This window comes from Sphingomonas sp. P2_B6 (assembly GCF_056404755.1).
On the sequence record NZ_JBFUDK010000011.1, the window covers coordinates 90,357 to 117,201 of the forward strand.

A 26,845-nucleotide genomic window follows, 5' to 3' on the forward strand; every position below is an offset into this window, starting at 1 on the left:
GCAGCTTTTGGCATGCGGCCATGCGCAAATGCGATTTCTGCTTGGCCCCGGCGTCATGCCACTCACCCCATGGGGTAAGTTGGAGAATTCGCTTTGGACCTGGGGGATATTTCGGCGCTGCTGCGCGCGCGCCCGGCGGGCCATTCGCTACCACAGGCTTTCTATACCGACGCGGCCGCCTTCGAATTCGATCTCGCCGCGATCTTCGGCAAGTCATGGCTGTTCGCCGGTTTCGAGGCCGAGATCAGGAAACCCGGCGACTATCTGTCCTTCATGGTCGGGCGCTGGCCGGTCATCATCCTTCACGGCCGCGACGGCGAGCTGCGCGCCTTCCACAACAGCTGCCGCCATCGCGGCTCGATCCTGTGCAAGCCCGGACAGGGCAATACCGCGCGCCTCACCTGTCCCTATCATCGCTGGACCTATGGTCTCGACGGCCGCCTGCTCGCGGCGGGCCGCATGCCCGAGGATTTCCAGAAGAGCGACCATGGCCTGAAGCAGGTCCATCTCGAACGGGTCGCCGGCGCGATCTTCATCTGCCTTGCCGAAACCCCGCCCGATATCGACACCATGCGCCGCGACCTGACGCCGTTGCTCGCGCCGCACAATCTGCAGCACGCCAAGCTCGCCTATCAATCGACCCTGGTCGAATATGCGAACTGGAAGCTGGTGATGGAGAATGGCCGCGAATGCTATCATTGCGCGACCGGCCATCCGGAACTGTCGCTGACCTTCCCGGTCAACGCCTCGGCCTATTTCGACCTGGAGGACGAGCCCGCGCTCGCCTTCGGCCGTCGCATGGCCGAGATCGGCCTGCCGAAGGGGCCGGTCGGCGAGGATTGGTGGCAGGCGGTGCGCTTCCCGCTCAACCCCGGCACCGTCGCGATGACCACCAACGGCCAGTTCAATGTCAAGAAGCTGATGTGCGAGGCGGGCGGCGGCGATACCGGATCGTTGCGCTGGGCGATCGAGCCCAATAATTTCTGCCATTCGACCAGCGAATATACCTTCGCCTTCACCGCGATCCCGGTTTCGCCGACCGAGACTCATGTCGTCTCCCGGTGGCTGGTGCATGAAGATGCCGTCGAAGGCGTCGATTACGATATCGAGACGCTGACCGACCTGTGGACGCGCACCAATCTACAGGACAAGGAATTCGCCGAGAACAACCAGCTCGGCGTCAACTCGCCTGGTTACACGCCCGGCCCCTACAGCCCCGACGCGGAATCGCTGACCCTGCGCTTCGTCGACTGGTATTGCGCCAAGGCGGCCGATTATCTGGAGCGCGCGGCGGCATGAGCGCGGGCGACGATCTCGTCTGGCGCCCGGAGACGCTGGCGGTCCGCGCCGGCTATGATCCGGCCGGCGCGGCCAACGCCGCCAAGCCGCCGATCTACATGACCTCGACTTTCGCCTATGCCTCGGCGCGCCAGGCAAAGGACATTCACGAGGCCTATTTCGACGGCACCGGGCCCGAAGTAGGCCGTGGCGGGCATATCTATTCGCGGCTCGGCCACCCCAATCTCGACATGGTCGAGACGCGCCTCGCAGCACTCGATGGCGCCGAGGCCGCCGCGGTCTTCAACAGCGGCATGGCGACTCACAGCGCGATCGCCCTCGCCCATTTGCGGCCCGGCGACAGCGTCCTGTTCAGCCGGCCGATCTATGGCGGGACCAACGGTCTCTACACTGGGCTGATGCCCGGCTTCGGCGTCGGCCATGCCGAATTCACCGATGGCTGCGACCGGGCGAGCGTCGAGGCAGCGGTCGAGGACGCGCTTGCCCAGGGTCCGCTCAAGCTGATCGTGGTCGAGAGCCCGGCCAATCCCACCGCCGCGATCGTCGATATCGCGATGGTCGTCGCCGTCGCCGATGCGGTCGGCGCGCGCACCGGAACGCGACCGATCGTGATGGTCGACAACACATTGCTCGGCCCGCTGATGCAGCGCCCGATCGAGCTCGGCGCCGATCTGTGCATGACCTCGCTCACCAAATATTGCGGCGGGCATAGCGATCTGCTGGCGGGCGGCGTGTCGGGCAAGGCGACGCTGATCGCGCCATTGCGGCTGCTGCGCACCACGCTCGGCAGCCATCTCGATCCCTATACCAGCTGGCTGATGCTGCGATCAATGGAGACGGTGCACCTGCGCGTCGAACGCGCCATGAACAATGCCCGCCTCGTCGCCGAATTCCTGCGCGACCACGCCAAGATCGCCGGCATCACCTATCTCGGCTTTCTTGCAGAGGGCTCGCCCGCACGGGCCGTCTATGACCGCCAGTGCCGCGCAGCAGGGTCCACCTTCTCCTTCGCGGTCACCGGCGGCGAGGCCGAGGCATTCCGCTTCCTCGATCGGCTGAGGCTGTTGCGCTTCGCGGTCAGCCTCGGCGGCTCGGAAACGCTGATCACGCATCCGGCCACGACGACGCACTATGCCCTGTCGCCCGAAGAGCGCGCCGCCGGCGGCATCACCGATGCCACGCTGCGCCTGTCGGTCGGCATCGAGCATGTCGACGATCTGCTGACCGACCTCGCCCAGGCGCTGGAGGCCGTGTGACGGGCCGCGACGTCCACGCGATCGACGGCAAGCTGCCCGCCCCCGACGCCCGGTTCGACGTCGTGGTCGTCGGCGCCGGATCCTCGGGCACCGCCGCCGCCATCGCCGCAGCGACCGACGGCGCATCCGTGCTGCTGGTCGACGAGAATCCGGTCCCGGGCGGCCTGATGGGCACTGACGTGCCGCTCTTCTATGGCGGTCGCATGACCGCCGCGGTGCAGCAGCCCGGCCGCATGCTGGAACAGGTCTTCACCAGCAATCCAGCGCTCGAAGCAGCGTTCGAGGCAGGCGTCGATGTCCGCCTCGGCACCGCTGCCTGGGGACTCTATGTCAACGGCCCGGCAATGCGGGCGATGCCCGAGCCGATGCTGGGCATTGCCGATGGCGAAGCCGCATCGATGATCGGTTTCGACCGGCTCATCCTCGCCACCGGCGCGCGCGATCTGGTGCTTGGTTTTGCGGGCTGGAATCAGCCCGGCGTGATGGGCGCGCAGGGCTTTGCAGCGCTGCTGACCCGCTATGACGCGCTGGCCAGCCGCCGGGTGCTGGTAGTCGGATCGGACAGGCTCGGGCTGGAGACGGCGCTGCTCGCTCAGTCGAACGGGATCGACGTCGCCGGCATCGTCGAGATCGCGGCCAGCGTGCAGGGCCCTCCCAACCTCGCGGAGCGCCTGTCGGCATCGGGCGTCCCGATCCATCTCGGCCACACGCTGGTTTCGGCGGCAGGCGGGATCGACGGCGTCGAGGCCGCGCGGATCGCCCCCATGGATGGCGGTGTGCCCTTCGAGATCGCCTGCGACACGATCTGCCTCGCGATCGGCACCCGGCCCGCCACCGAATTGCTCGACGCCGCCGGAACTCAGGCCAGCGACCGGATCACGCTGGTCGGCGACTGCGCCACGACCTGCCCCCCTGCGCCCGAGCGGATCGATGCCTGGAGCCGCGCGCTCGGCCGCCATGCCCCATCCGACACGATCGTCTGCCAGTGCGAGGACGTGACCCGCGCCGACCTGATCGGCGTCCAGCCGCCCCAGTATCTCGACCGGCCCGAGCGCATGGCGGCACGCTCGCTCTCGTCGCTGCTCAACGACGGCCCGGCCCATCCCGACCAGATCAAGCGCCTCACCCGCGCCGGCATGGGCCAATGCCAGGGCCGCCGCTGCCGCGATCAGGTCGCGTGCCTGCTGGCGCAGGAACAAGGCGTCCCGCTGGCATCGGTACCCGTCGCCAGTTTCCGTTCGCCGGTTCGTCCGGTGCCGCTCGGCATCCTCGCCGACTGGCAGGAAAGCGCCGAGATGGCGAAGGGCTGGGACGTGTGGTTCGGCATCCCGACGCAGTGGACGCCCTATGCCGTGATCGGCACACCCGAAGAGGCCGATCATGTAGCGGGCCTTGGCGGCAACATGCATGTCTGAACCGGCAGCACCGAAGGGCGCCTCGGTCGTGGTCATCGGCGCCGGCGTTACGGGGCTGAGCGCCGCCTGGTGGCTGGCGCGCTCCGGCCTCGACGTGGTCGTGCTCGACAAGGGCATTGTCGGCTGGGAGGCCTCGGGCCGCAACGGCGGCGGGGCTTCGCATTATCAGAGCCCGCTCTTCGCCGAAGAGCAGCGTATGTGGCCGATGATGGACGAACTGCTCGGCTATCCGACCGAATATCGCCGCGAGCGGATCATCATCCAGCGCGACCCCGAGCTGCTCGATCATTACCGCGCCGTCGGGCGGATGTGCACCGCGATGGGCTATCCGGTCGACGATCTCGATGCGCGCCAGGCGCAGGAAATGGTGCCGCTGACCGACGAGACCTGTCTCGGCGGTATCCATCTGCGTTTCGGCGGCCATGCCAATCCGCAGCGGACGGTGCAGGCTTATGCCTGGGCGCTGCAGGACCTTGGCGGCCAGATCCTGCAGCATTGCCCGGCTTTGTCGATCGGCACCACGGGCGGCAAGGTCACCGCGGTAAAGACGCCGCGCGGCTGGATCGGCTGCGATGCGCTCGTGGTGGCGGCAGGGCCGCAATCGGGCATGCTGCTGGCGCCGCTCGGCGTGAATTTCCCGCTCGCCTCGGCCCGGGCGGAAATGATCGTGACCGAGCCCGCACCGCTGATGGCGATCGGCGGCGTCGACGGCAACGGCCTGTACGGACGCCAGACGCTGCGCGGCAATCTCGCCTTTGGCGGCGGCCCGCACGAATGGATCGCCATGGAGCCGAACGGGCCGGCAGCGCGGCCGACCTCGCCGCTGGTCCGCAACCTCGCCCGCCGCGTGGCCGAGATGTTTCCCCGGGCGGCGGGGCTGAACGTCATCCGCTCCTGGGCGGGCGTGATCGAAAATACCCCCGATGGCCGCCCGATCATCGACCGGCTAACCGATCCCGGCAACGTCACCGTCGCGACCATGTCCGGGGTCGGCTTCGGCCTGTCGCCGGCGAGCGGCCACGCGATCCGCGACCTGGTGATCGACGGCGCCTGCTCCTTCGCGGACATCGCCAAGCTCGGCCTCGCCCGCTTCGCGACGCTCGAGCCCGACTGGCGCGAGCAGCGCGGCTGGGCGGCATGACGCGCTATTCGGCGCTCGCGCTGCTGCGGGCCGGCTTTACCGGCCAGCGCCACTGGCCCCGTGCCTGGCGCGATCCGGAGCCGAAGAAGAGCTATGACGTGATCGTCATCGGCGGCGGCGGGCACGGGCTCTCCACCGCCTATTATCTCGCCAGAAAGCACGGCGTGAAATCGGTCGCCGTGCTGGAAAAGGGCTGGATCGGCGGCGGCAATACCGGGCGCAACACCACGATCGTCCGGTCGAACTATCGCCAGCCCGCGCTCCACAATCTCTTCGATTTCGCGCTGAACCTGTGGGAGGGAATGAGCGACGAACTCAACTACAATGTCATGTTCAGCCCGCGCGGCGCGCTGTTCCTCGGCCATTCGGATTCGGACATGACTCGCCTCGCCGAACGCGGCGACGCGCTGCGCTGCGCCGGGATCGACGCCGACCTGCTGACGCGCGACCAGGTGCGCAAACTCGTCCCGCTGCTCGACATGTCGTCCGGCGCGCGCTTCCCGGTCCATGGCGGTATGATCCAGCGGCGCGGCGGCACCGCCCGGCATGACGCGGTCGCCTGGGGCTATGCCCGCGCTGCCGACGCGCTGGGCGTGGACGTGATCCAGAATTGCGAAGTGACTGGCTTCACCCTGGCTGGCGGGCGCATCACCGGTGTCGAGACCAGCCGCGGCGCGATCGGCGCCGGGCGTGTCGGCATCTGCGTGGCGGGCAATAGCGGGCCGGTCGCGGCGCTGGCCGGCATCAAGCTGCCGATCGAAGCCCAGACGCTCCAGGCCTTCGTCACCGAGCCGGTCAAGCCGATGATCGACACGGTGATCATGTCGCAGTCGCTACACTGCTATATCAGCCAGTCGGACAAGGGCGGCATCGTGCTCGGCGGCGATCCCGATCAATTCCCCAGCTATGCCCAGCGCGGCCTGCCTGCCCGGATCGAGAAGGCGGCGGCGGAAGCGATCGCCCTGGTCCCGGCCCTGTCGCGGCTGCGCATGGTGCGCTGCTGGTCGGGCACGACCGATATGAGCTTCGATGGATCGCCGATCATCTCGACCCTGCCGGTCGACGGCCTCTATCTCAACGGCGGCTGGTGCTATGGCGGGTTCAAAGCGACGCCCGGATCGGGCTGGTGCTACGCCCATCTGCTCGCCACCGGCACGGCGCATCCGCTCGCGGCGCCCTTTTCTTTCGACCGGTTCGCACGTGGTGCGACGATCGACGAAGCGGGGGTCGGCTTCATGCCGCAGCTTCGCTGATGATGCTGGTCCACTGCCCCCATTGCGGCCCCCGCGCGCAGATCGAGTTCAGCTATGAACGCACGCTCGATTCGATCGTGACGCTCGACATGCCGGCCGATGAGGCCGTCGCCCGGCTTTATGCCCGCGCCAATCCGCGCGGGCTCGATGACGAACTGTGGCGGCATGGCATGGGTTGTCGGCAATGGCTCGTGTTGCGGCGTCACCGCCAGACGCATGAGATCGTCTCGGCCGCGAACTATGATCCGGCGGTGCACCGGTGAGCGGCCCCTCGCGCATCCCGGGCGGCGCCGAAGCCACGCTGCACTTCACCTTCGATGGTGTCGCGATGCGCGCCCGGCCGGGCGACACGCTGGCGGCCGCCCTGCTCGCCAACGGCGTGGGACTGGTGGCACGGAGCTTCAAATATCATCGCCCGCGCGGGATCATGGCCGCCGGGGTCGAGGAGCCGAACGCGTTGGTGACGGTCGGCGAAGGCGGCCGCACCGAGCCCAACACCCGCGCTACCGATCTGTTCGTTTATGACGGGCTGGTTGCGCAAAGCCAGAATCGCTGGCCGAGCCTTCGCTTCGACCTGGGGGCGGTCAACGGCCTGGCCGCGCCCTTCCTTGCCGCCGGCTTCTACTACAAGACCTTTTTCGGCCCGCCCTCGCGCTGGATGCTTTACGAAAAGCTGATCCGCCGCGCCGCCGGGCTGGGCAAGGCACCGACCCACGCCGATCCGGATCGGCACGAGCATCGCGCCGCCTTTTGCGACGTACTGGTAATCGGCGGCGGCCCCGCCGGGATCGCCGCCGCGCGCGAGGCGGCACGGACCGGCGCACGCGTCATGCTGGTCGAGCAGGACCGAATCCTTGGCGGCGAGGCACCGCCCGGCGTCCGCGTCCTCACCCGCACCACCGCATCGGGGCTATGGGATCATTGCTTCGCGACGCTCGCCGAACGGCTGGTCGAGCCCGGCCAGGCGCCCGCGGACGGCATGCCGGTCCAGCGCCTCTGGCATGTCCGCGCCGGACGGATCGTGCTCGCCACCGGCGCCTTCGAACGGCCGCTTACCTTCGCTGGCAATGACCGACCCGGCGTGATGCTGTCACAGGCGGTACGAACCTGCATCACCCGCTTCGGCGTACTGCCCGGCCGCCGCGTGGTGATCGCGACCAATAATGACGATGCCTATGCCACTGCCGACGCGATCATGGCCGCAGGCGGCGAGGTGGTCGCGATCCTCGACGCCCGCAGCGGGTTCAGTCCCGTGGCAAGCGAAGCGAAGGCGCGCTTTCCGGTCCATACCAATGCCTGGCCCTTGATCGCCAAGGGCGGAGCTCGAGGTGTCGTAGCCGTGCGCGCGGACATCTGGACCGAGCAGGTGACATTCGCCGCGGATCTGCTCGCCATGTCGGGTGGCTTCACGCCAGTCGTCCATCTGCATAGCCAGGCCGGCGGCACACTCGACTGGCGCGCCGACATTCAGGCATTCGTGCCAGGCGCGTCGCGACAGGCCGTCACCAGCGTGGGCGCCGCCGCAGGCGCGGTCGCCCCGATCGCGCCTGCGGCAGTGGAGCTGCCCGATCCCAAGCACAGCTTCATCGATTTCCAGAACGACGTGACCGCCGCCGATGTCGATCTGGCCTGGCAGGAGGGCTATCGCTCGGTCGAGCATCTCAAGCGCTACACGACCCTGGGCATGGCGACCGACCAGGGCAAGACCAGCAACATGGCCGCGCTCGCGCGCCTGGCCGGCGCGGCCGGAGTCGAGATTCCGCAGGCAGGGCTGACGACGTTCCGCCCACCCTTCACCCCGCTCACCCTCGGCACGCTCGCCGGTGCCGATGGCGGCGGCCATGCCGCGCCGAGCCGACGCCTTGCCCTGTTCGACCGGCACCAGCGGCTCGATCCGCTCTGGCAGCCGCTCGGCTATTGGCACCGCCCGCGCGCCTATCCCCTTGCGGGCGAGACGCTGCACCAGGCCGCCATGCGCGAGGCACGCGCGGTGCGCACCACCGCCGGCATCGTCGACGTCTCCACCCTCGCCAAGTTCGCGGTGTCGGGGCCGGATGCGGCGGCCCTGCTCGAGATCGTCTGCGCCACCGGCGTGAAGCTCGCGGTCGGGCGCGGGCGCTACACCGTCATGCTGCGCGAAGACGGCATGGTGATGGACGACGGCACCTTCTGGCGGCTCGACGAGGACCGCTATCTGCTCACCAGCTCGACCGGCGGCGCCGACCGGATGGAGGCGCATCTGAGCTATGCGCACCGCGTGCTGGCCCCGCATCTGCGCGTATCGGTGGTGGCGCAACAGGAGCATTTCGCCGGCATCGCACTGGCCGGGCCGCTTGCGCGCGATATCCTCGCGACGCTGGCCGGCATCGATCCACCGGCACATATGGGCGTCGCCAAGGCAATGATCGCCGGTGTCCCGGTGCTGATCCTCGCGGCAAGCTATAGCGGCGAACGCGCCTTCGAAATCTATGCCGCCGGCAGCGAGGCGGCACCGGTATGGGACGCGCTGGAGACCGAGACGCGGGCGCGCGGCGGTTGTCCCTATGGCCTGGAGGCGCTGGAATTCCTGCGCATCGAAAAGGGCCATATCGTGATCGGCGCCGAGGCCGATGGCCGCACGACGCCGCACGACCTCGGGCTGGGCCGGATGCTGCGCAAGAGCGGCGGCTTTATCGGCGCCGCGGGCCTCACGCGACCGGCGCTGTCGTCGGAAGGTCGCCTGCAACTGGTCGGCCTCGAAGCGCGGGACGGCGCGATCCCCGAAGGGTCGATGCTGGTCGCGGCAACGGGTGCCCCGGTGCAGGGCCATGTCACCTCCGCGGCAGGGCGAGTCCTCGGCGACGGCGCGATCGCACTCGGCTTGCTGACCGACGGCCATGCGCGCAAGGGCGACGTCCTGCTCGCCACCTCGCCGACCCGCAACCAGCATGCCCGCGTCACCGTGACGGACCCGGTCTTCTACGACGGCGAGGGAGCGCGCTATCGTGATTGACGCCTCCGTCACCACCGCGCCCGCAGGCGATGTGATCGTGCTCGATCTCTGGGGCGCGGACGGCCCGCCCGCCGATACCGCGATCCGGGTGCTGCAGGTCGAGCCGCGCCGCTGGTGGCTGATCGGCGCGGGCGACCGCGTCACCGATATCGCCGCCCGCATCGCCGACACCGGCACCCTGACGCCGATCGGTGGCGGCCTCGTCCGTGCGACGCTTGCCGGACCCGAGTGGCGCACCTTGTTGATGATCAGCGGCTGTTTCGACGCCGAGGACCGGGACTTCGGCATCGGCCGGGTCGCAGCGACCGTTATCCATCACATACCTGTCTGGATCGCCGTGACCGGCGACACGGCGTGTGAAGTCTATATGGCAAGCAGCTACGCATCCGCCCTGACCGATCTATGGGCAGGCGCTATCGGCCCGGGATCGAACCATGGACGGTAAGGCGGCGACGATGCGCCTTATCCTTTTTCCTTCCCCGGCGAAGGCCGGGGCCCAGTCGGGGGACATCGCGGAACTGGCGCTGCGCGTCGTCACTACAGCCTTCCCTACTGGGCCCCGGCCTTCGCCGGGGAAGGAAGAGAGGAATGGCGCTACGGAGGCGTTGCGACGCCACAAACCTGGCGCCAATGAGCATCGACCGCGGACCAGGGGGAATACGCGATGACACCGACCACGCCGCGTCTCGAATCCGTCCGCTGGTACGTCGTGCTGGTCCTCGGCCTCGTCTATGCCCTGAACATTGCCGACCGTTACGTCGTCTCGACCGTGCTCGAGCCGATCAGGGTCGAATTCAACCTCACCGATACCGGCGTCGGCTGGCTGACCGGCGTGTCGCTCGCTTTGTTCTACATTTCTATCGGCATCCCGATCTCGCAGCTCGCCGATCGATCGAACCGGCGCAACATCGTCGCGGTCGCGATGGGGCTGTGGTCGCTGATGACCGCGTTGCTCGGTCTCACCCACAATTTCTGGCAATTCCTGCTGGTGCGTATCGGCGTCGGCATCGGCGAGGCCGGCGGCACCCCGCCATCGACCTCGATCATCGCCGATTATTTCCCGCGCGATCGCCGCGCCTTTGCGCTGACCGTCTATGCGCTCGGCCTACCGCTCGGCGCCTGGCTCGGATCGACCGTCGCCGGCCAGATCGTCGAGCATTTCCATAGCTGGCGCGCCGCGTTCATTGCGCTCGGCGCGCCTGGCGTGATCTTCGGCCTCATCATCTTCCTCACCGTGCGCGAGCCCGTGCGCGGCCGGTTCGAATGCGTCGATCCGATCACCGAGCAAAAGACGCCGCTCGGCGAGACTTTGCGCTTCCTCTGGTCGCAGCGCTCGGCGTGGCACATCAACGCGGCGGGTACGGTGATCTGCCTGTGGGGCTGGGGCCTGATGTACTGGACCCAGACCTTTCTGGAGCGCAGCTACGGCCTGACCACCGCCGAGGCTGGCGCCCGGCTCGGCACCATCTATCTCTGGGCCGGGATCGCCGCGACCCTTGCGACCAGCGCGATCTGCGCCATGCCGCAGATGCGCGAGCCCCGGCGCATCGCGTGGTTCCTCGCCGGCATCACGCTGTGTTCGACCATCCCGTCCTTCGTGATCTACTGGACTCATTCGCTCTGGGTCGCGACCCTGATGCTGTGGATCGTGGTGCCGGCCATCTATCTCTATGTCGGGCCGACCATGGCACTGCTGCTCAATTTCCTGCCCTGCTCGATGCGCGCGCAGGGCATGGCGATCAGCCTGCTGACCGCGAACGTGGCCAATCTGATCGTCGCGCCGCTGGCGGTCGGCTGGATCAGCGACACACTCTCCGGTCCGCTGCACAGCAACGCCGAATCGCTACGCTATGCCCTGATGGCGCTGTCGCTGACCGGTTTCTGGGCAGCCTATCATTACTGGACCAGCGTCCGTACCTATGCTGCGGACGGCCAGCGGATTCAGATGGCCGCCGCTGCCGCCTGATCTCTTTTTTTCCCACGGAGCCCTGATGTCAGCGCAGCATTTCGTCCTTGCCTTATCCTGCCCGGACCGGCCGGGAATCGTCGCCGCCGTCTCGGCGCATATCTTCGCGTGCGGCGGCAACATCACCGATTCCAGCCAGTATAACGATGCCGAGCTGGGCGGTTTCTTCATGCGCACGGCCTTCGCCCTTCCGGCTGGTACCGACCTCGCGGTCGTTCAGCGCGGTTTCGACAATCTGGCGGACCGGTACGGCATGACCCTGACCTTGCGCCCGGCGGCGGAACGGCAGAAAGTGCTGATCCTGGTGTCGAAATTCGATCATTGTCTGGTCGACCTGCTCTATCGGCGGCGCATCGGCGAGCTCGACATGGACGTGGTCGGCATCATCTCCAATCATCCGGCCGAAGCCTTCGCCACGCTCGATCTAAACGGGATTCCCTTCCACTATCTCCCGGTCACTGCGGCGACGAAGCACGAGCAGGAAGCGCGGATCTGGGAGATCCATCAGGCTACGGGTACCGATCTGGTAGTGCTCGCCCGCTACATGCAGATCCTGTCGGACGATCTGTCGGCGAAGTTCGCCGATCGCTGCATCAACATCCATCACAGCTTCCTGCCCGGCTTCAAGGGCGCCAAGCCCTATCACCAGGCCCATGCCCGCGGCGTGAAGGTGATTGGCGCGACCGCGCATTATGTCACCGGCGATCTCGACGAGGGGCCGATCATCGAACAGGACGTCGAACGCATCAGCCATGCCGACACCGCCGAGGACCTGGTGCGCAAGGGCCGCGACATCGAGCGGCGCGTCCTTTCGCGCGCGGTCGGCCTGCATCTTAGCGGGCGCGTGCTCGCCAATGGCGCGCGTACCGTGGTCTTCCGGGATTGAAGGAGACATCATGAGCCTGTTTCTCCTTCTCGCTGCAGCGGCCGCCCAGGCACCGGCCCCGAACGACTATCGCCAACCCGACACCTGGCTGTGCCGGCCGGGCCGGACGGATGTCTGCACCGGCGACATGGCCACGACCGTCATCGGCCCGGAGGGCATGATGAAGGCCGATCCGTCACCACGGGCAGGCGCGCCCAAAGCGGATTGTTTCTACGTCTATCCGACCACCTCGATGGACGAGCTGCCGCACAGCGACATGACTCCGGATCGCCAGGAACAGGGTTTGGTCGCCTCTCAGGCTGGCCCGCTGCGTGCCATGTGCCGCCTCTTCGCGCCGATCTACCGCCAGGTGACTCTTCCGGCGCTGCGCGCGGCGATGCGCACGGGCGTCAGGCCATCGGACGACGAGTTCGCCCTGCCCTATGCCGATGTGCTCGCGGCGTGGCGCGACTATCTGGCGCACGACAATGACGGGCGGCCCTTTGTGCTCGTCGGCCACAGCCAGGGCTCGGCGATGCTCAAGCGCCTGCTGGTCGAGGAGATCGACGGCAAGCCGATCCAGCAACGCCTGCTCTCCGCGATCCTGCCCGGCGTCTCGGTGATGGTGCCACACGCCAAGCAGGTCGGCGGCGATCTGAAAACCGTGCCGCTCTGCCGCTCGGCCACGCAGACCGGATGCGTCGTCACCTGGGCGAGCTACCGCGACACCAACCCGCCGCCGGCGAACGGCCTGTTCGGCCGCGCGCCGCTGATCGGCACCGCCGCCGCGGGACTGGAGGCCGGATGCACCAATCCGGCGAAGCTCGAGGGCGGCAAGGCGCCGCTCGATCCGATCCTCGGCTTTCCCTGGTGGCGCGGCGGCGTCGCGCAGTTCGAACAGCCCGCCATCTGGTCCGCGCTGGGCAAGCCGGTGCCGACCCGCTTCGTGCGTACCCCCGGCCTGCTCTCGGCCGAATGCACCGTCCGGAACGGCTTTTCCTATCTGTCGGTCCATGTCGAACCCGGCGCTGCGACCGACCTGACCGACGCCGTCATCGGCCCGGTGGCGATCGGAGATACCGACTATCCCGAGTGGGGCTTCCATGTCGTCGATATGGCGATCGTCGAGGGCGATCTCGCCCGCCTGATCGGCAACCAGAGCGCCGCATGGCATCGGCGCCATCGCTGAAGCGGCACGGTTTCGGACTGAGTCGCCGCGATCCGGTGCACGATTAATGTCACACTCTCCAACAAAAATCCTGTTGGAACGTCCGATTAAGGCATTGATTTGTAACTATATTATTTCCGGTGATTTTTAGTGTCATCCTATAGGGGTGGACATTAATCGCCAACTGCCTTGCTCCATTTCCATCTGGCACAGACAAAAAAAAGGGGCGGCACGGGCCGCCCCTCCTAATCTCCGGCGAAGCCTCAGAACTTCACTTTCGCCCGCAAACCGATCGTCCGCGGACGTGCATAGGTGACCCGGTCGCCAGCCTGATAGACCTTGTAATAAGTGGCACGGGCGACGTTGGTGATCTTGACGCCGTTGAACAAATTGTTGCCGAACAGGCCGAATTCGAACTGCCCGATGTCATAGGTCAGCGACGCGCTGACGTTATGCGTCTCCGGGATGACGGCATAGCTCGAGCTTGGACCGTTCCTGGTCAGCACGCCGCCGACGATCTTGGTCGCGAAGTTGTTGAACGTCGTATATTGCTGCGACTGGTACTGGTAGCTGGCCTGCAGATGGACACTGCCGGGTCCGACATCCTTGTCGTAGAAGAACGATCCGGCTGCGGTCCAGGCGGGGTAATAGGGCGTCTGGTCGCCATCGAACGCGCCGACCGTCGGGATATCGCCCTTGGCCTTGGAGCTGTTGTACGAGGCGCTGCCGACAAGCGTGATCTCCGGGCTGGCCTTGACCATCGTCTCCACCTCGACACCCTTGCTGGTGATCTTGCCCTTATTGTCAGTGAAGAAATAGGAGCAATCGAGCCGAAGGCGGGTCTGCACGTCCGTCCAGTTGATATAATAGGCGCTCGTGTTGAGGGTCACGCGTCCACCCGCCAGCTTGGCTTTCTGGCCGATCGTGTAGTTCCATAATTTGTCCGGGCCGAAGGTGAGCGGCGCGGCGGAATAGCCGAAGGCGGCAAGGTTCTGCGTGCACTGCCCCGCGACGCCCGACGAGCCGAGCGGCACCGGCTGGTTGCCGCCGCCATAACGGAAGCCCTTGGCGACCTCGCCATAGACCATGAAATTGTCATTGACCTTGTAGGAGATGTTCCCGCGCGGATTGACCCCGTTCGACTTGAGCGTCGCATTGGTCGTCAACGGTTTATGGTCGATCACGCCATACACCCCGCCTTCGAACAGGTAATATTTCTCCTTGAAGTTGAAATAGCGCAAGCCGGCGGTCAGATCGAGCTTGTCGGTGGCGTGCCAGGTTCCGTCGGCATAGGCCGCGAACTGGTGCTCATCGACATCCTGCAGGCCGGAGAAGATGTCGTTCGACTGGAACGCCCCGTCGACCAGCTTGGAATCATATTTGCCGTTCGGCGTGTTGAACGGCCCGTAGAAGTAATTCATGTAGGACAGCGTATCGAAACCGGGCGTCGGAATGTCCTGGCGGAGATGGCGGGTCTGCTTTTCATAGAACGCGCCGACGGTCCATTTGACCGGGCCGGTGTCCTTCGAAACCAGTCGGATTTCGCCCATATAGTCCTTGAGCTTCTGATCGATCTGATACAGCTCGGCCGGAATCTTGTTGGTGATCGACTGGTCGTATGTGGTCGGCGCCTTGAACAGCGGATAGGTCGTCGAACTGATCGGCAGGCCGCTGCCATAATCCTCGAAGAAATAGCCGATCTGCGGACCGGGCTCCGCATCGAAGCCGATCGCGCGATCGGTATAGGCGCCGGTCATGACAAGGCTGGCGAAGCCGACATCATAGTCCGCGCTGAGCGAGTAGAGCCGGAAGCGATCGTCGGTACCCTCGGGCCCGTTGGTCGAAACCTTGTAGGGGGCCAGCCCGCTCAGCCCGGTGCTCAGGCCCTTCGCGATGCTGCGCTCATAGGTGATGCTCGCATCGACCGTCAGTTCGGGCGTCGGTACCCAGCGTAGCGCGACACGCCCCTGATAGGTGTTGTTGCTGTTCGCGTTCTGCTTGTTGTAGGTGCCGATATTGTCGATATAGCCGCCGTCGCGCCCGACATAGAAATTCGCGCGCACCGAAAGCTGGTCGGAGACGATCGGCAGGTTGACCATGCCGCGGAAATTATAGCTCTCGGCGCCGTGCTGGGTCGTCGCGACACCGGCTTCCGCCGTTCCGAACATCGTGTTGAGATCCGGCTTGGCCGTCACGAACCGGATGGTGCCGGCCATTGAGCCCGCGCCGTACAGCGTTCCCTGCGGGCCGCGCAGCACTTCGACGCGCTCCAGGTCATAGACCTTGAGGTCGGGCGTCTGCCCCTGCACCGAGATCGGCGTATCGTCGAGATACACCGCTACCAGCGAGCGATCGGACGTGTCCGACGAGGCATAGCCGCCGGTCGAAAGACCACGCATGTTGAATTTCTGATAGCCCGGCGCGCCCTCCGTGATCGACAGGGACGGCGTGAACTTGGCGATATCGGAAAGATTGCCCTGTCCGGCCTTGGTGATCTGGTCGACGTTCACCACCGACACGGCCATCGCGACCTTCTGCAGCGATTCGGCGCCGGACCGGTTGGCCGTGACGACGATGTCACCGAGCTCGTCGCTCTTTTCCGGTGCCGCCTGTGCTTCCTGGACCGGCGGCGCTGCTGCTGGGACTGGATCCTCGGCAGCGAAGGCCATGCCGGGTGTGAGTGCGGCAAGGCTCGCGCCGGACGCCATCAGGACCGCCAGCAACCGCGCACGACGGCCGAAGCGAACCGATTTATCATGTGACTTTGTCATTAGCCCCCCATTTTGACGAAAATACTCTATCAGGCCTTTTGCGTCGCCGCGTCGAGCATGCATGTGCTCCAGCTTGCGACTATTGGGGCCTGACCCCCGATTTGATGGTGAAGGTCACCTGATTCGGCTGGAGCGGGAAGCAAAATAATCGGATGGGGGCATCCAATATAGGCATCATCGCCGCGTCATCCCATCATGGGCGAGCGGACCCAGCGTTTCGACCAGTGGGCCGAGCCAGGGTTCGAAGCGCCGCCACTGGTCGAGTCCGTCGCGAAAGATCGGCTGTCGCACCTGTTCCGAACTCGGCGTGCGGACGGCCCGGTCCGTCTCGAAGAAACTGAGGCACCCATTTTCGAACTCCAGGCCGCAATGGTCGAGCAGGCGTTGCACCTCCCGCTCCGGCTCCTCGACGATCGCCTCATAGGAAAGATGCAGCACACGACCGGGCAGGACCGTATCGAAATGCCGCATCAGAGCCTCATATTCCACGAAATAGCGGCCAAGGTCGCCCAGATCGTAGCTATAGGCCTGGCCCCGCGCGAAATTCTGCTTGAACAGCGACAGGCAGCAGGCAAGCGGATGGCGCCGGATATCGATGATCCGCGCCTTGGGCAGGATCAGATGGATCAGCCCGACATGCAGGAAATTGCCGGGAAACTTGTCGACGAAATGCGCCCGTTCGAGGGGGCGATGTCCGCGCGTCCGTTCCAGATATTCGTCACCCAGCGCGGAAAAGGCATCGCGCGGCAGGTCAGCCAGCGATGCTGGATACGCCTCGCCGTCGCGCGCCGCGAGGTTCGAAAGCCGTCGCGCCAGAGCGGTAATGTCCGGCAGTTCCGACGCGCCCTCGACCTTGCTGTGGCTGGCGAGGATCTGCTCGACCAGGGTCGATCCCGATCGCGGCATGCCGAGCACGAAGATCGGGTCTTCAGCCGCCAGCCCGACATTCGCCCGCTTGGCGAAAAAGTCCGGTTGAAAGGTCGCAATCGTGCGCCTGACAAAAGCTGCATGGCCGTCCGCATCATGCGGTGTCACCGCGCGCCGCGCGGCATTGGCCTGGCGATAATGGTCGAACGAGTCGGCATAGCGCCCCTCATCCTCCCGCGCCTTGCCGAGCGCGAAATGAACATGCGCGACGCTGTCGGCGTTGAGCTCGCCGCCCGCCAGCAGCCCAAGCATGCGGTCGATATCGCCCGGCTCGAAACGCCAGGTCTTGAGATTGGCCAGGCTCCACCAGGGTTCGCCGAACGCCGGGTCGAGCGCGATCGCGCGGCGATAGGCGCTTACAGCCTCGGCCTGCTGGCCCAGCGCGCGCAAGGCATGCCCCTTGCCGTGCCACAACCGCGCATCTTCCGGCGCGGTCGCGATGGCTGCGGCGAACTCCTCGACTGCCTCGCGCTCCCGGCCGAGCTGCATCAGGATCGCTGCCTTCAACGCCCGGAAGGCAGTGATACCGGACTCCGCGATCTCCTCCAGCGCCTCCCGGTTGCGTTCGAGCCGGTGGAGCAGGATGGCCCGATGATAGCGCGCCGGCGGATAATCGGGCGCGGTCGCGAGCAAGGCTGCGGCAGCCTCGTCGCACCCGAGCCGCACGGCGACATCGGCAAGCAGCCGCCTCGCCGCCGGATCGTTGAGATCCAGGCCGAAACGAATGCGCAGTTTCTCGGCGGCAGCGGGATCGCGCCCATCGAACAATCCCATAGCCACCTCGCCCAGCGCCGCGTCGCTCGCGCTGCCGGGGACCAGTCGCGCTTGCGCCGCCGACGCCGCGTCGATCCGGCCAAGCATCGCGAGTTGATCGCCTAGCGCATGCCATGCGAGCGAGGATTGTGGGTTGACCCGGGTGGCGCGCTCCAGTCCCGCCGCGGCTGCCTCGCATTGGCCAAGCGCCGCGAGGGCCATGCCATGCTCATATTGCAGGCCCCACGCGCCCGGCCGGGCGGCGGCCAGCGGTGCCAGCACCCTCAGTGCACCGCTGGGATCGCCACTACGACGCAAGGCGGCCCCCAGCACGAACTGCGCCTCGACCGAATGCGGCGTCGCCAGCAAAACCTGCCGCGCTGCGTCCGTCGCAGCAGCCGGATCGGTGCCGAGTAGGTCTCTTGCCCGTTTCACGGCCGCCGCCGCGTCGCGATGATCGCCAGTCATGGGCAGTGCCTGAATCCCCGACATCGACATCGGGCACCGCAGTGCCGCAACGGCAGAAAGACTAGGCGCATCGTCTACCGGCCGGGCTTTCTAAAATCTATGACGGCATTGCAAAAAGGCATTGGAAGGGGTGGACGGCATGAACGCACTACCGGCACGCAACGGCATTTGCCGGGCCAGCGCGGGGGGCGCACGATAATGCCGGGTTCGCGCCGTGAGTTTCTCGCCGCCTCGCTCACCGGCCTTGCGCTGGGCCGCAGCAGCCTCGCCCGCGCGGCGGAGCCCAAGCCATGGGCGCTGCCACCCAAGGGAACGGTCAAGCATATCGACGCGGCGCGCATTCCGATGCGCGATGGCGTGACGCTCCGCGGCCGGATCTGGCTGCCCGCCGATGCCGATACCAAACCCGCCCCCGTCGTCCTCGAATATATCCCCTATCGAACCCGCGACGCCTATAGCGCCGCCGACGATTATTGGGGCGAGACGCTGGCCGGCTACGGCATCGGTTTCGCGCGGATCGACATTCGTGGCTCCGGCGATTCGGATGGCATCCTCCACGACGAATATCTGGCGAGCGAACAGGATGACGGCGCCCAGATCATCGCCTGGCTTGCCGGACAGCCCTGGTCGAACGGTGCCGTCGGCATGCGAGGCATTTCCTGGGGCGGGTTTTCGACGCTGCAGACGGCGATGCTCAACCCACCAGCGCTCAAGGCGATCATGCCGATGGCCTGTTCGGATCGCCGCTATACCGACGACGCGCATTATGTCGGCGGTTGCCTCGGTCTGACCAACTTCAAATGGGGCGCCAATTTCAAGGGTGTCATGGCCGCGCCGCCCGATCCGCTCATCGCCGGCCCGGCCTGGGAATCGATGTGGCGCGAACGGCTCCAGGCATCTCCGCCGATCATCGCGCGCTGGACTGAGCATCAGCACGAAGACGGCTATTGGCGGCATGGGTCGCTCCACTTCGATTACGCCGCGATCAAATGCCCGACCTATGTCGTCGGTGGCTGGGCCGATGCCTATGTCCATTCGGTGCCGCGGCTGCTCGAAGGATTGAGCTGCCCGCGCAAGGCGCTGGTCGGGCCTTGGGGCCATACCTATGCCTGGGTCGGTGGCCCGGGCCCGGCGCTGGACTGGGCCTATGAGGAAATCCGCTGGTGGTCGCACTGGCTGCGCGGCGAACGTACCGGCATCATGGATGAGCCGATGCTGCGCTTCTATTGCCCGAGCGCAACGCCCGCCCAGTCCGCCCCGGGCGAAATGCCCGGCCATTGGGCCGCTGAACCAGTGTGGCCGTCAAAGGCCGTACATCAGCAGCGCCTGTATCTCACCGACACCGGCCTCGCGCCGCGCCCCGGCCCGGCGAAGACGCGTCGTCACAAATCCAGCAATGCCGTGGGGCTGAAGACGCCCGAATGGGTGCCGTTCGGCCAGGCGGAAATGCCGGGCGACCAGCGTACCGACGATGCCCTTTCGATCACCTATGACATGGCGCCCCTGCCCGCTGACGTGGAACTGCTCGGCGTGCCGAAAGTCCGTCTGCGCGTCGCGGCCGACAAGCCGGTCGCCCAGGTTGCGGTGCGGCTGTGCAAGGTTATGCCGGACGGCACCTCATGGCGACTGGCCTATGGCCTGCTCAACCTCACCCATCGCGACGGGCATGACACGCCCCGACCGCTGACGCCTGGCAAGGCCGTCGATGTGGAGATCGCACTCGGCTTCGTCGCGCAACAGCTCAAGGCTGGGGAACGCCTCCGGCTCGCCATCTCGGAAGGGCTATGGCCGCTCGTCTGGCCCTCACCCGAAGGCCCGACGCTGACGCTGGATCCGGTCGCCAGCAGCCTGGAGCTGCCGATCCGAACCCCGCCGCTCGCCGAACCGGCCATGCCTATCCAGATCGTGCCGATCCCGCCCGACAAGGGCGAGGTCGTGGTAAGCACGACGATCGACCAGGGCCGCCTGACCGTGACCGGCGTCTGGCCCGACAAGAAACGAACCTGCGCCAACGGAACCGAGCTCTCGGGCTATGGCCCGAACACGGTTGCGTCGATCATGACGGGCGATCCCAATAGCGGGGTCTGGTCGGGCAACCGCATCAGCCGCTATCGCCGTGAAGGCTGGAATTGCGAGCTCCGAATTGCCTTCGAGGTGAGGTCGACAGCGGCGACGTTCGACGTCGTCGAATCGATCGAGGCCTTCAACAACGGCACATCCATCTTTTCACGCGAAGCGAAGCAGTCGATCAAGCGCCGCCTCGTTTAGACGGTCCTCGCATCATTGCCGACCGTGCGTGCCCCGCCGGGGCACGCACGGTCGGTTATTCCGGCAATCAGAACTTTGCGCGGACGCCGACGCGATACACGCGGCCCAGCGTGTCGTAGAGCGCCGGGTTCACGTCGAGGCCGGTATTGGTCTGCGGCGACGGTGCGGGATCATGGTCGAAGATATTGTCGACCTTGAAGAAGGTTTCGATCCCCTGGGTGATCTTCACCGAGCCGCCGAGGTCGAGATAGAAGGCGCCCTTCATCTTGTTGAAGTCGATCGTCGGATGATTGGCGGTCGAGGCCGGGCAGCCGGTGGTGCACACGACATATTGATTGCCGAACACGCCATTGCTGAACCAACGCTCCTGAACGAGGAGGCTGAACCGGTCGTTGCTGTAGCTCTGCGTCGCCAGCCACTTCCAATGGGGCGTGTTGCCGGTGTTGGCGCCGGCCTGGTCGACCACGTCGACGCCGGCGATGCCGGCATCGACCAGGAACTCACGGATATGCGTTCCAAGGGCGCGGATGGTGAAGTTGCCCGGCAGGCCAAGCGGCTGCTGCCACTGATAGCTCGCCTCGATATCGAACCCGCTGGTCTTCCAGGAAGCGAGATTGAACGGCTTGACGTTGATGAAGTTGTCGGCCTGGTTCGCATTGTCCAGTTTGAAGGCGCTGCAAAAGCTCTTGAGACCATCGGCGCAGAATTGCACGATCTGCGCTGCCGACAAGGTCGAGATCACGCCCTTCAGCTCGATGTTGTAATAGTCGAACGACAGGCTCAAGCCCGGGAGCCAGGACGGACGCGACAGAACGATGCCGAGTTCGGTGTTGCGTGCGATTTCCGGTTTCAGGTCGGGATTACCAACTGTGTTCTGGAACGCCTGCACCGGTGGGCCGAACGGATTGGTGAAGCTTGGCTGCGTCGTGACGGTAGGCGCGGCGAACAGCTCCGACAGGTTTGGCGCGCGCACGTCGCGCGACGTCACGGCCCGCAGCCGGATGCCGTCGAGCGGGGTTTCCCAGGTGCCGCCGATCTTCCATGCCCAAACCGTGCCCGACGTGCTGTAATGCGTGACTCGACCGGCGCCGTTCAGGTTCGCCTTGCCGATCCCGTCGCCATCGAACAACGGCACGTCGAGTTCGAGGAACCCTTCATAGACATCATATTTGCCGCTGCCATTCTTGTAATTGCCGGCCGCCCAGTTGCTCCCCTGGGAAGCATTGAGCAGCGGATCCGCCGGATAGGCAGCACTGCTCGGGCTGATGCTCGAAACGCCGGCACCATAAGGATCGGCGTTCACACGATAGAATTCGTGCCGATATTCGCCACCGAACGCGACCGATAGCGGGCCTGCCCACAGATCGAGCGGCTGGCCCGAGAAGTTGAGGCTGACGACATCCTGAGTCAGCTTGGTATGCTGGAACGGCCCGTTGGCCGGCGTGATATAGGCAAGCGCGGCCGACGACGGGACACCGCCAAAGATATTGATCGGCTGACAACCGGCGGCTCGCGCACCCGCGTCGGCGCATACGATGGCGCCGTTCAGCGTGATGGCATTGGCCGCGGCGACGTAACGGTTCTGAATGACGATGTCGTGAACTTTGATGTCGGAAATGGTCGTGCCGTGCTCGTAATAGGCATCATATTTCCAGTCGGAACCGCCCAGGTCGAACGCTCCCTTCAGGCCACCGACGAAGCGATATTGACGCCGATCGGTGAAGACCTTGGGATCCGGGAAATAGCCGTTGCTCGAGCCGAAGTTGAACTTGGTGATGCCGGCGGTGACGCACCGATCCTTTACCAGCTGCGGCAGGAACGCGTTTGAGCATTGGACGTCCGCCAGATTCTGTCGATTATAGCCTGGGCTCGGCTGATTGCTGGTCGTCACCTTTGCAACGTTGACAGTCAGATAGGCTTCGTTGTTTTCAGCGAAGTCGAAGCCGATCCGGCCAAAGCCGTTGAGGCGCTCCAGCGCCGACTTCAGCGACGCGCCGGAGCCGGGCGCACCGGACAGGTCGCCGCCGACGCAGAAGCCATTGCCGGGGTAGCAGCCCGTAACAGTGCCGGTGCCCGTCGGCTTGCCACCCGACCCGTAGTTGAAATTATACGGCGCGCCGTTCTGATCGAACGCGATTCCCTGCAGCGGGCCGTTGTTGATCAGGCCGTACCGCGCATACTGATAGGGCTGCGCATAATCGCGATAATTGAACCGCGGCAGGCCGTTATTGGCCTGTCCTGTATCGACCAGCGTGGTCGCGCGATACCAGTCGCGCCCGCCCGCAAGGTCCGTGCCGAAATCGCCCGGGCCGACACCGTCTTCATGGTCGAATTCGCCGCTTACGATCAGGTGCAGCCGGTTGTCCAACAGCGCCGTGCCCCAGGCCGCCTGGACCAGCGCCTGCTCGTCATCACCGTAATTGGTGATGCCGCCCTGGACGTTCGCCTTGAAACCCGTGAAGCGCGTGTCGGTGATGAAGTTGACCACGCCGCCGACTGCGTCCGACCCATAGGATGCGGATGCGCCGCCGTTCACCACGTCGACCCGCTTCACCAGCAGCTGCGGGAACATGCTAATGTCGGGAACGCCGGTCACGTTCGCGCCGACGACACGCTGGCCATCAAGCAGGGTCAGCGTGCGGATCGTACCGAGGCCGCGCAGCGAGAAGGAGCTCAGGCCCTGCTGGCCGCTCGACGTGCTGAACGTGCCCGTGGCCGCACCGGTCGACCCCTGCAGCGACGGCAGCTGGGCGATGGTGTTGAAGATGTTCGGCTGCGCGTTGCGGGCGATCGACTCCTCGTTGATGACGGTCGTCGGCGTCGGCGCATTGAAGCCGCTCGACATGATGCGGCTGCCGGTGACGATGATATCGCCCTCCGGCTTTTCCGCCTCTGGCGCCGACTGCAACGGCGCCGGCGTGGCTGCCTCGAGCTGAGCGGGTGCGGTTTGGGCGGATGCAGGGGCGAACGCGAGGCCGGCAGCGAGTGCGGCAAGGCTGGTAACGGTACCACGAAGGCCCGTCAGAGCGCGGCGGTCAAACGAATTTTTTCCCATCATCCATCCCCTGTTTGTCATTCTTGGACGCGCCGCCTTGGCTGACGAATCGCGTACTTGTGAGATACACTTACCGGATCACGATCCGCCCATCATCTACGACCATGGTCGCATAGCATCGCCCCGATGGGAGCGTTCACGGCCGCGCGGAATACAGTGCATGATGCGTGAGGATGAACAGCGTGCGCCCGTCCGGGCCACCGAACAGCAGCTGCAGCGGCCGCTCGGGCACGTCGATCCGCCCCAGTTCGCCGCCATCGGCACCATAGATGAATATCTGGCCGTTCGCGACATAGACGCGGCCGTCCGGCCCCGCCGCCACGCTCTCCCCGCCGCGCGGCGCGAAGGGCTTGAGATCGGTCACCGCGCCGCGCGGGCCGAGCAGGCCCGAATAGGTCCGGTCCTCCGAACCATTGGCGACATAGACCCGCTCGCCGATCTTGCCGGTGACCCAGCCATAGGTGTCGAGTGTATCGGAGAAGCGCCAGCCCAGATGATTGGCCGGCCCCTGCTGCCACACACGATAGGCCGGCAGGACCAGGCTGCCATCGGGCGAGACATAGTCGCGAGCCTTCGGTGTCGCCATGTCGCGCGCGAACATCTCGGCCAGCGTGGTGAAATGGTCGGTCGCGGGATCATATTGATCGCGGAACTCGCCATTGTTCCAGAAACTGCCGGGCAGCGCGATCCGGGCGCCCGACCGGTCGCCGGCGGGCGTCGGGGCGATCACCCGCACTGCCTGGGCCTCGCCGGGTTTGATGCTGTAAACGGTCGCCTCGGGGCCGTCTGAGGACAATATCATCAGATTGCCCGACCGATCGACCGCGAGGTTTATAGGATCGACCGGGGCATCGGCGACGATCGAAAGTCCCTCCCTGTCCGACCAGCCATGGATGCGGTGGAACTGCCGGTCGACGAAATAGAGTTTGCCGGCCGAATCCACCGCGCCGCCGCCAAGCGCGTAAAAGTCACCGGCGAGCCGCGTCACCGGCACGAGCGGCGGCACTGCGGCAACGGGCGCCGCGTCAGTCACGTCCAGCACCGCGAACTCGCGCTCGCGCACCTCCGTACCGCGCGTCAGGTCCTGGATCGCATTCGCATAAGGGTATTTGCTCGCGCGCAGATAGGTGCCGCAACCATTGGCGTCGCAGGTCGAAAAGCCGCTCTCCGCATTGACATGGACATTGCGGAAACGGATGCCGGTCGAGCCGTAAAGCTTGACCGCCGCCGGTGCCGGCTGGAGCGAACGGGTGACGCGGTAGCCATGGAAATTGGCGAACAGGATGTCGCGCGAATTGCGCACCTCCAGCGCGACCGTATTGCGCCCCTCGCCCGCCTCTTCCTCGGTCTGCGGCGCCAGGAATTCCCAGTTGCGCACGCCGTCAAGCACGATCTCGGCGCGCACATGATGCTCGGCTGACATCTGATAGACATAGCCGGGCGTCGCCGTATCCGACACATGAAGCCCGGACTGGGCATAGGTGTTCGGCGTCCACAGGCCGTTGAAAGTGCCGCCACCGCCATCCGTCACCCACAGGCTGGAATATTGCGCGTCCCAGCGCTTCTTCGGGTCGGCATCCGATGTGTGGTTGGCGTTATAGGGATCGAAGCGGCTGCCATCGGCGAGATTGGTGCCGTGCCCGCCCTGGAACTTGACGTCGTCGACCAGCGACTTTTCGCCCGCGCGCCACAGCAGCGCCGTCGCGCGCGGGTTGATGCCGCCGGTGGCGAGGCCGAGACCCGAGACGATCGCGTCGCCGCCTTTGGCGCTTTCCATCAACGCCCTGGCCGGGCCGACCCCGCGATAGGCGGGCGTGTCGTCGGCCAGCACGATCTGGGTCAGGCTGGGATGCAGGCCGATCAGCACGCTGTCGGGGCGCAGCTTCAGCGTATCGGTGACGCGGTAGAAGCCCGAGGGGAAATAGAGAATCTGATGGGTGTCGATCGCGCGCTGGAGCGCGGCGGTATCGTCAGTTGCATTGTCACCCTTCGCACCGAGATCGTGGACATTGGACCACCCAGCGGTACCGGGGAACGCGCGGATCGCCGGATCGCGGCGGCGCGGCAGCGATGACAGCGGGGCGGCATCCATGCGTGTCGCAAAGCTGCCCGCCTGGCCGAGCGCCGCCAGGGTCAGCCCATAAGTGAACTCCTTGACCCGGTAACGCGGCGCCGGCCCCGCGACCGTCTTGCCGCTCTCACGGAACCGGGCGAACACCGGCGTGCCGCTGGCCACGGCATTGTCGAACCCGATCTGGGTATAGGCATTGCCTTCGTTGCTGATGATGATCCCGGCTCGCGAGACATTCTCGAAGCGGACGTCCTTGCCCCACAACCAGTCGCCATAGCCGCGGTCGATCTCGATCCCGACGGGTACGTTGCGGAGCACGGTATTCACCAAGGTCAGCCCGGCCTCATGCTCGCGGATCGCGGCATCGCGCTGGCCGTCGAACACGGAATCCAGCAACGTGTACTGCCAGGCGGGCGAGGTCTTCTCGGCCAGGATGCCATAGCGCCCGCCATAAAATCGCAAGTCCATGCCGAGATTGCCGACCTGGTAGATGCCGGCGAGCGCCGAGCCTAGATGGAAGTCGATATGGCTGAGATAGGTGTGCTGCGCCGTGTGGAAGCGCACCGCCGTCGCCGCCGGATTGCCATTGCCGATCTCGAAATTCACATTGGCCATCGCCGAATAGAAAGTGCCCGAATTGGCGTCCGCAATGTCCGGATCGAACGGCACGCTGGTCGGCGGCGGCACCGGTACCTTGCCGCGCAGCGGTACGCCGGCCGGCCCCGGCGCGGTGCCGCTCGGCTGGTTGCCGGTGAAGAAGACCATGCTGCCGACGCCGCGCTGGAAGCCGGGCGTCGCCGCGGCGAGCAGGAGCACCGGGCGAGTCCTGCCCACGCCGAACAGGCGCACGCCGGGCCACATATAGAGGGTGCGGGTGAGCCGATGACGTCCCGAGGGCAGAAACACGATGCCGCCGCCGGGACGCGCAGCCGCCGCATCGATCGCCGCCTGGATCGCGGCGGTATCGTCAGCTAGGCCGTCGCCCCGCGCCTTGACGGTGACCGCAGCGGGATCGTTCGGGGCGACGGAGAAGGCCGAAACCGCGGGCTGCTGCGCGCCGGCGACCGCACCGATCGGCATCGCCGCGACAATCAAACACCGCGCGATCATGCTCGCCTTCATGCGTCTTCACCTTTCGCGACAAACCCGCATTTTCGCGGTTAGCGCGCAGGGTACG

16 protein-coding genes are annotated in these 26,845 nt (G+C 66.0%); 12 read left to right on the plus strand and 4 right to left on the minus strand.

The window, feature by feature from the left end:
• Positions 1–93 precede the first annotated feature (93 nt).
• The 11 genes from AC1DX5_RS16085 (at position 94) to AC1DX5_RS16135 (ending at position 13,376) form a co-directional block, all read left to right on the plus strand.
• Positions 94–1,299, plus strand: a complete 1,206-nt coding sequence (locus tag AC1DX5_RS16085) for an aromatic ring-hydroxylating oxygenase subunit alpha (protein ID WP_478016365.1) — start codon at positions 94–96, stop codon at positions 1,297–1,299.
• Complete coding sequence (locus AC1DX5_RS16090) at positions 1,296–2,555, plus strand: cystathionine gamma-synthase family protein (RefSeq protein ID WP_478016366.1); 1,260 nt, start codon at positions 1,296–1,298, stop codon at positions 2,553–2,555. The genes AC1DX5_RS16085 and AC1DX5_RS16090 overlap by 4 nt, the downstream gene beginning before the upstream one ends.
• Positions 2,552–3,970: an FAD/NAD(P)-dependent oxidoreductase gene (locus tag AC1DX5_RS16095; RefSeq protein ID WP_478016367.1), complete on the plus strand. Its 1,419-nt coding sequence runs from the start codon at positions 2,552–2,554 to the stop codon at positions 3,968–3,970. The genes AC1DX5_RS16090 and AC1DX5_RS16095 overlap by 4 nt, the downstream gene beginning before the upstream one ends.
• On the plus strand, positions 3,963–5,111 hold the full coding sequence (locus tag AC1DX5_RS16100; RefSeq protein WP_465173010.1) for an NAD(P)/FAD-dependent oxidoreductase: 1,149 nt from the start codon (positions 3,963–3,965) through the stop codon (positions 5,109–5,111). Before AC1DX5_RS16095 ends, AC1DX5_RS16100 begins: the two co-directional genes overlap by 8 nt.
• Positions 5,108–6,364, plus strand: a complete 1,257-nt coding sequence (locus AC1DX5_RS16105; RefSeq protein ID WP_465173009.1) for a sarcosine oxidase subunit beta family protein — start codon at positions 5,108–5,110, stop codon at positions 6,362–6,364. The genes AC1DX5_RS16100 and AC1DX5_RS16105 overlap by 4 nt, the downstream gene beginning before the upstream one ends.
• Complete coding sequence (locus tag AC1DX5_RS16110; RefSeq protein ID WP_465173008.1) at positions 6,364–6,627, plus strand: sarcosine oxidase subunit delta; 264 nt, start codon at positions 6,364–6,366, stop codon at positions 6,625–6,627. Before AC1DX5_RS16105 ends, AC1DX5_RS16110 begins: the two co-directional genes overlap by 1 nt.
• Positions 6,624–9,356: a 2Fe-2S iron-sulfur cluster-binding protein gene (locus tag AC1DX5_RS16115; RefSeq protein ID WP_478016368.1), complete on the plus strand. Its 2,733-nt coding sequence runs from the start codon at positions 6,624–6,626 to the stop codon at positions 9,354–9,356. The genes AC1DX5_RS16110 and AC1DX5_RS16115 overlap by 4 nt, the downstream gene beginning before the upstream one ends.
• Positions 9,349–9,801 carry a sarcosine oxidase subunit gamma gene (locus AC1DX5_RS16120; RefSeq protein ID WP_478016369.1) on the plus strand — a complete coding sequence of 151 codons (453 nt, stop codon included), beginning with the start codon at positions 9,349–9,351 and terminating at the stop codon, positions 9,799–9,801. The genes AC1DX5_RS16115 and AC1DX5_RS16120 overlap by 8 nt, the downstream gene beginning before the upstream one ends.
• Before the next feature lie 219 nt (positions 9,802–10,020).
• Positions 10,021–11,322 (plus strand): spinster family MFS transporter, encoded by a 1,302-nt coding sequence (locus tag AC1DX5_RS16125; protein ID WP_465173005.1) that lies wholly within the window; start codon positions 10,021–10,023, stop codon positions 11,320–11,322.
• A 25-nt stretch (positions 11,323–11,347) separates the two neighbouring features.
• The gene (purU, locus tag AC1DX5_RS16130) at positions 11,348–12,208 is read left to right on the plus strand and encodes a formyltetrahydrofolate deformylase (RefSeq protein ID WP_465173004.1); all 861 of its coding nucleotides are present in this window, start codon (positions 11,348–11,350) and stop codon (positions 12,206–12,208) included.
• A 10-nt stretch (positions 12,209–12,218) separates the two neighbouring features.
• Positions 12,219–13,376 (plus strand): DUF3089 domain-containing protein, encoded by a 1,158-nt coding sequence (locus AC1DX5_RS16135; protein ID WP_465176461.1) that lies wholly within the window; start codon positions 12,219–12,221, stop codon positions 13,374–13,376.
• 242 nt (positions 13,377–13,618) lie between these two features.
• On the opposite strand, the gene AC1DX5_RS16140 is transcribed toward AC1DX5_RS16135, so the two are convergent.
• Together AC1DX5_RS16140 and AC1DX5_RS16145 are read right to left on the minus strand one after the other, a co-directional pair.
• Positions 13,619–16,126, minus strand: a complete 2,508-nt coding sequence (locus AC1DX5_RS16140) for a TonB-dependent receptor (RefSeq protein ID WP_465176460.1) — start codon at positions 16,124–16,126, stop codon at positions 13,619–13,621.
• A 174-nt stretch (positions 16,127–16,300) separates the two neighbouring features.
• Complete coding sequence (locus tag AC1DX5_RS16145; protein WP_478016370.1) at positions 16,301–18,274, minus strand: tetratricopeptide repeat-containing sulfotransferase family protein; 1,974 nt, start codon at positions 18,272–18,274, stop codon at positions 16,301–16,303.
• Positions 18,275–18,472: 198 nt separating this feature from the next.
• Here AC1DX5_RS16145 and AC1DX5_RS16150 point away from each other — a divergent pair, with 198 nt between their 5' ends.
• Complete coding sequence (locus AC1DX5_RS16150; protein WP_478016371.1) at positions 18,473–20,542, plus strand: CocE/NonD family hydrolase; 2,070 nt, start codon at positions 18,473–18,475, stop codon at positions 20,540–20,542.
• A 67-nt stretch (positions 20,543–20,609) separates the two neighbouring features.
• Here AC1DX5_RS16150 and AC1DX5_RS16155 read toward each other — a convergent pair whose 3' ends face one another.
• Together AC1DX5_RS16155 and AC1DX5_RS16160 are read right to left on the minus strand one after the other, a co-directional pair.
• The gene (locus AC1DX5_RS16155; protein ID WP_465176457.1) at positions 20,610–23,597 is read right to left on the minus strand and encodes a TonB-dependent receptor plug domain-containing protein; all 2,988 of its coding nucleotides are present in this window, start codon (positions 23,595–23,597) and stop codon (positions 20,610–20,612) included.
• A 136-nt stretch (positions 23,598–23,733) separates the two neighbouring features.
• Positions 23,734–26,790 carry a glycosyl hydrolase family 28-related protein gene (locus AC1DX5_RS16160; RefSeq protein WP_465172998.1) on the minus strand — a complete coding sequence of 1,019 codons (3,057 nt, stop codon included), beginning with the start codon at positions 26,788–26,790 and terminating at the stop codon, positions 23,734–23,736.
• Positions 26,791–26,845 lie beyond the last annotated feature (55 nt).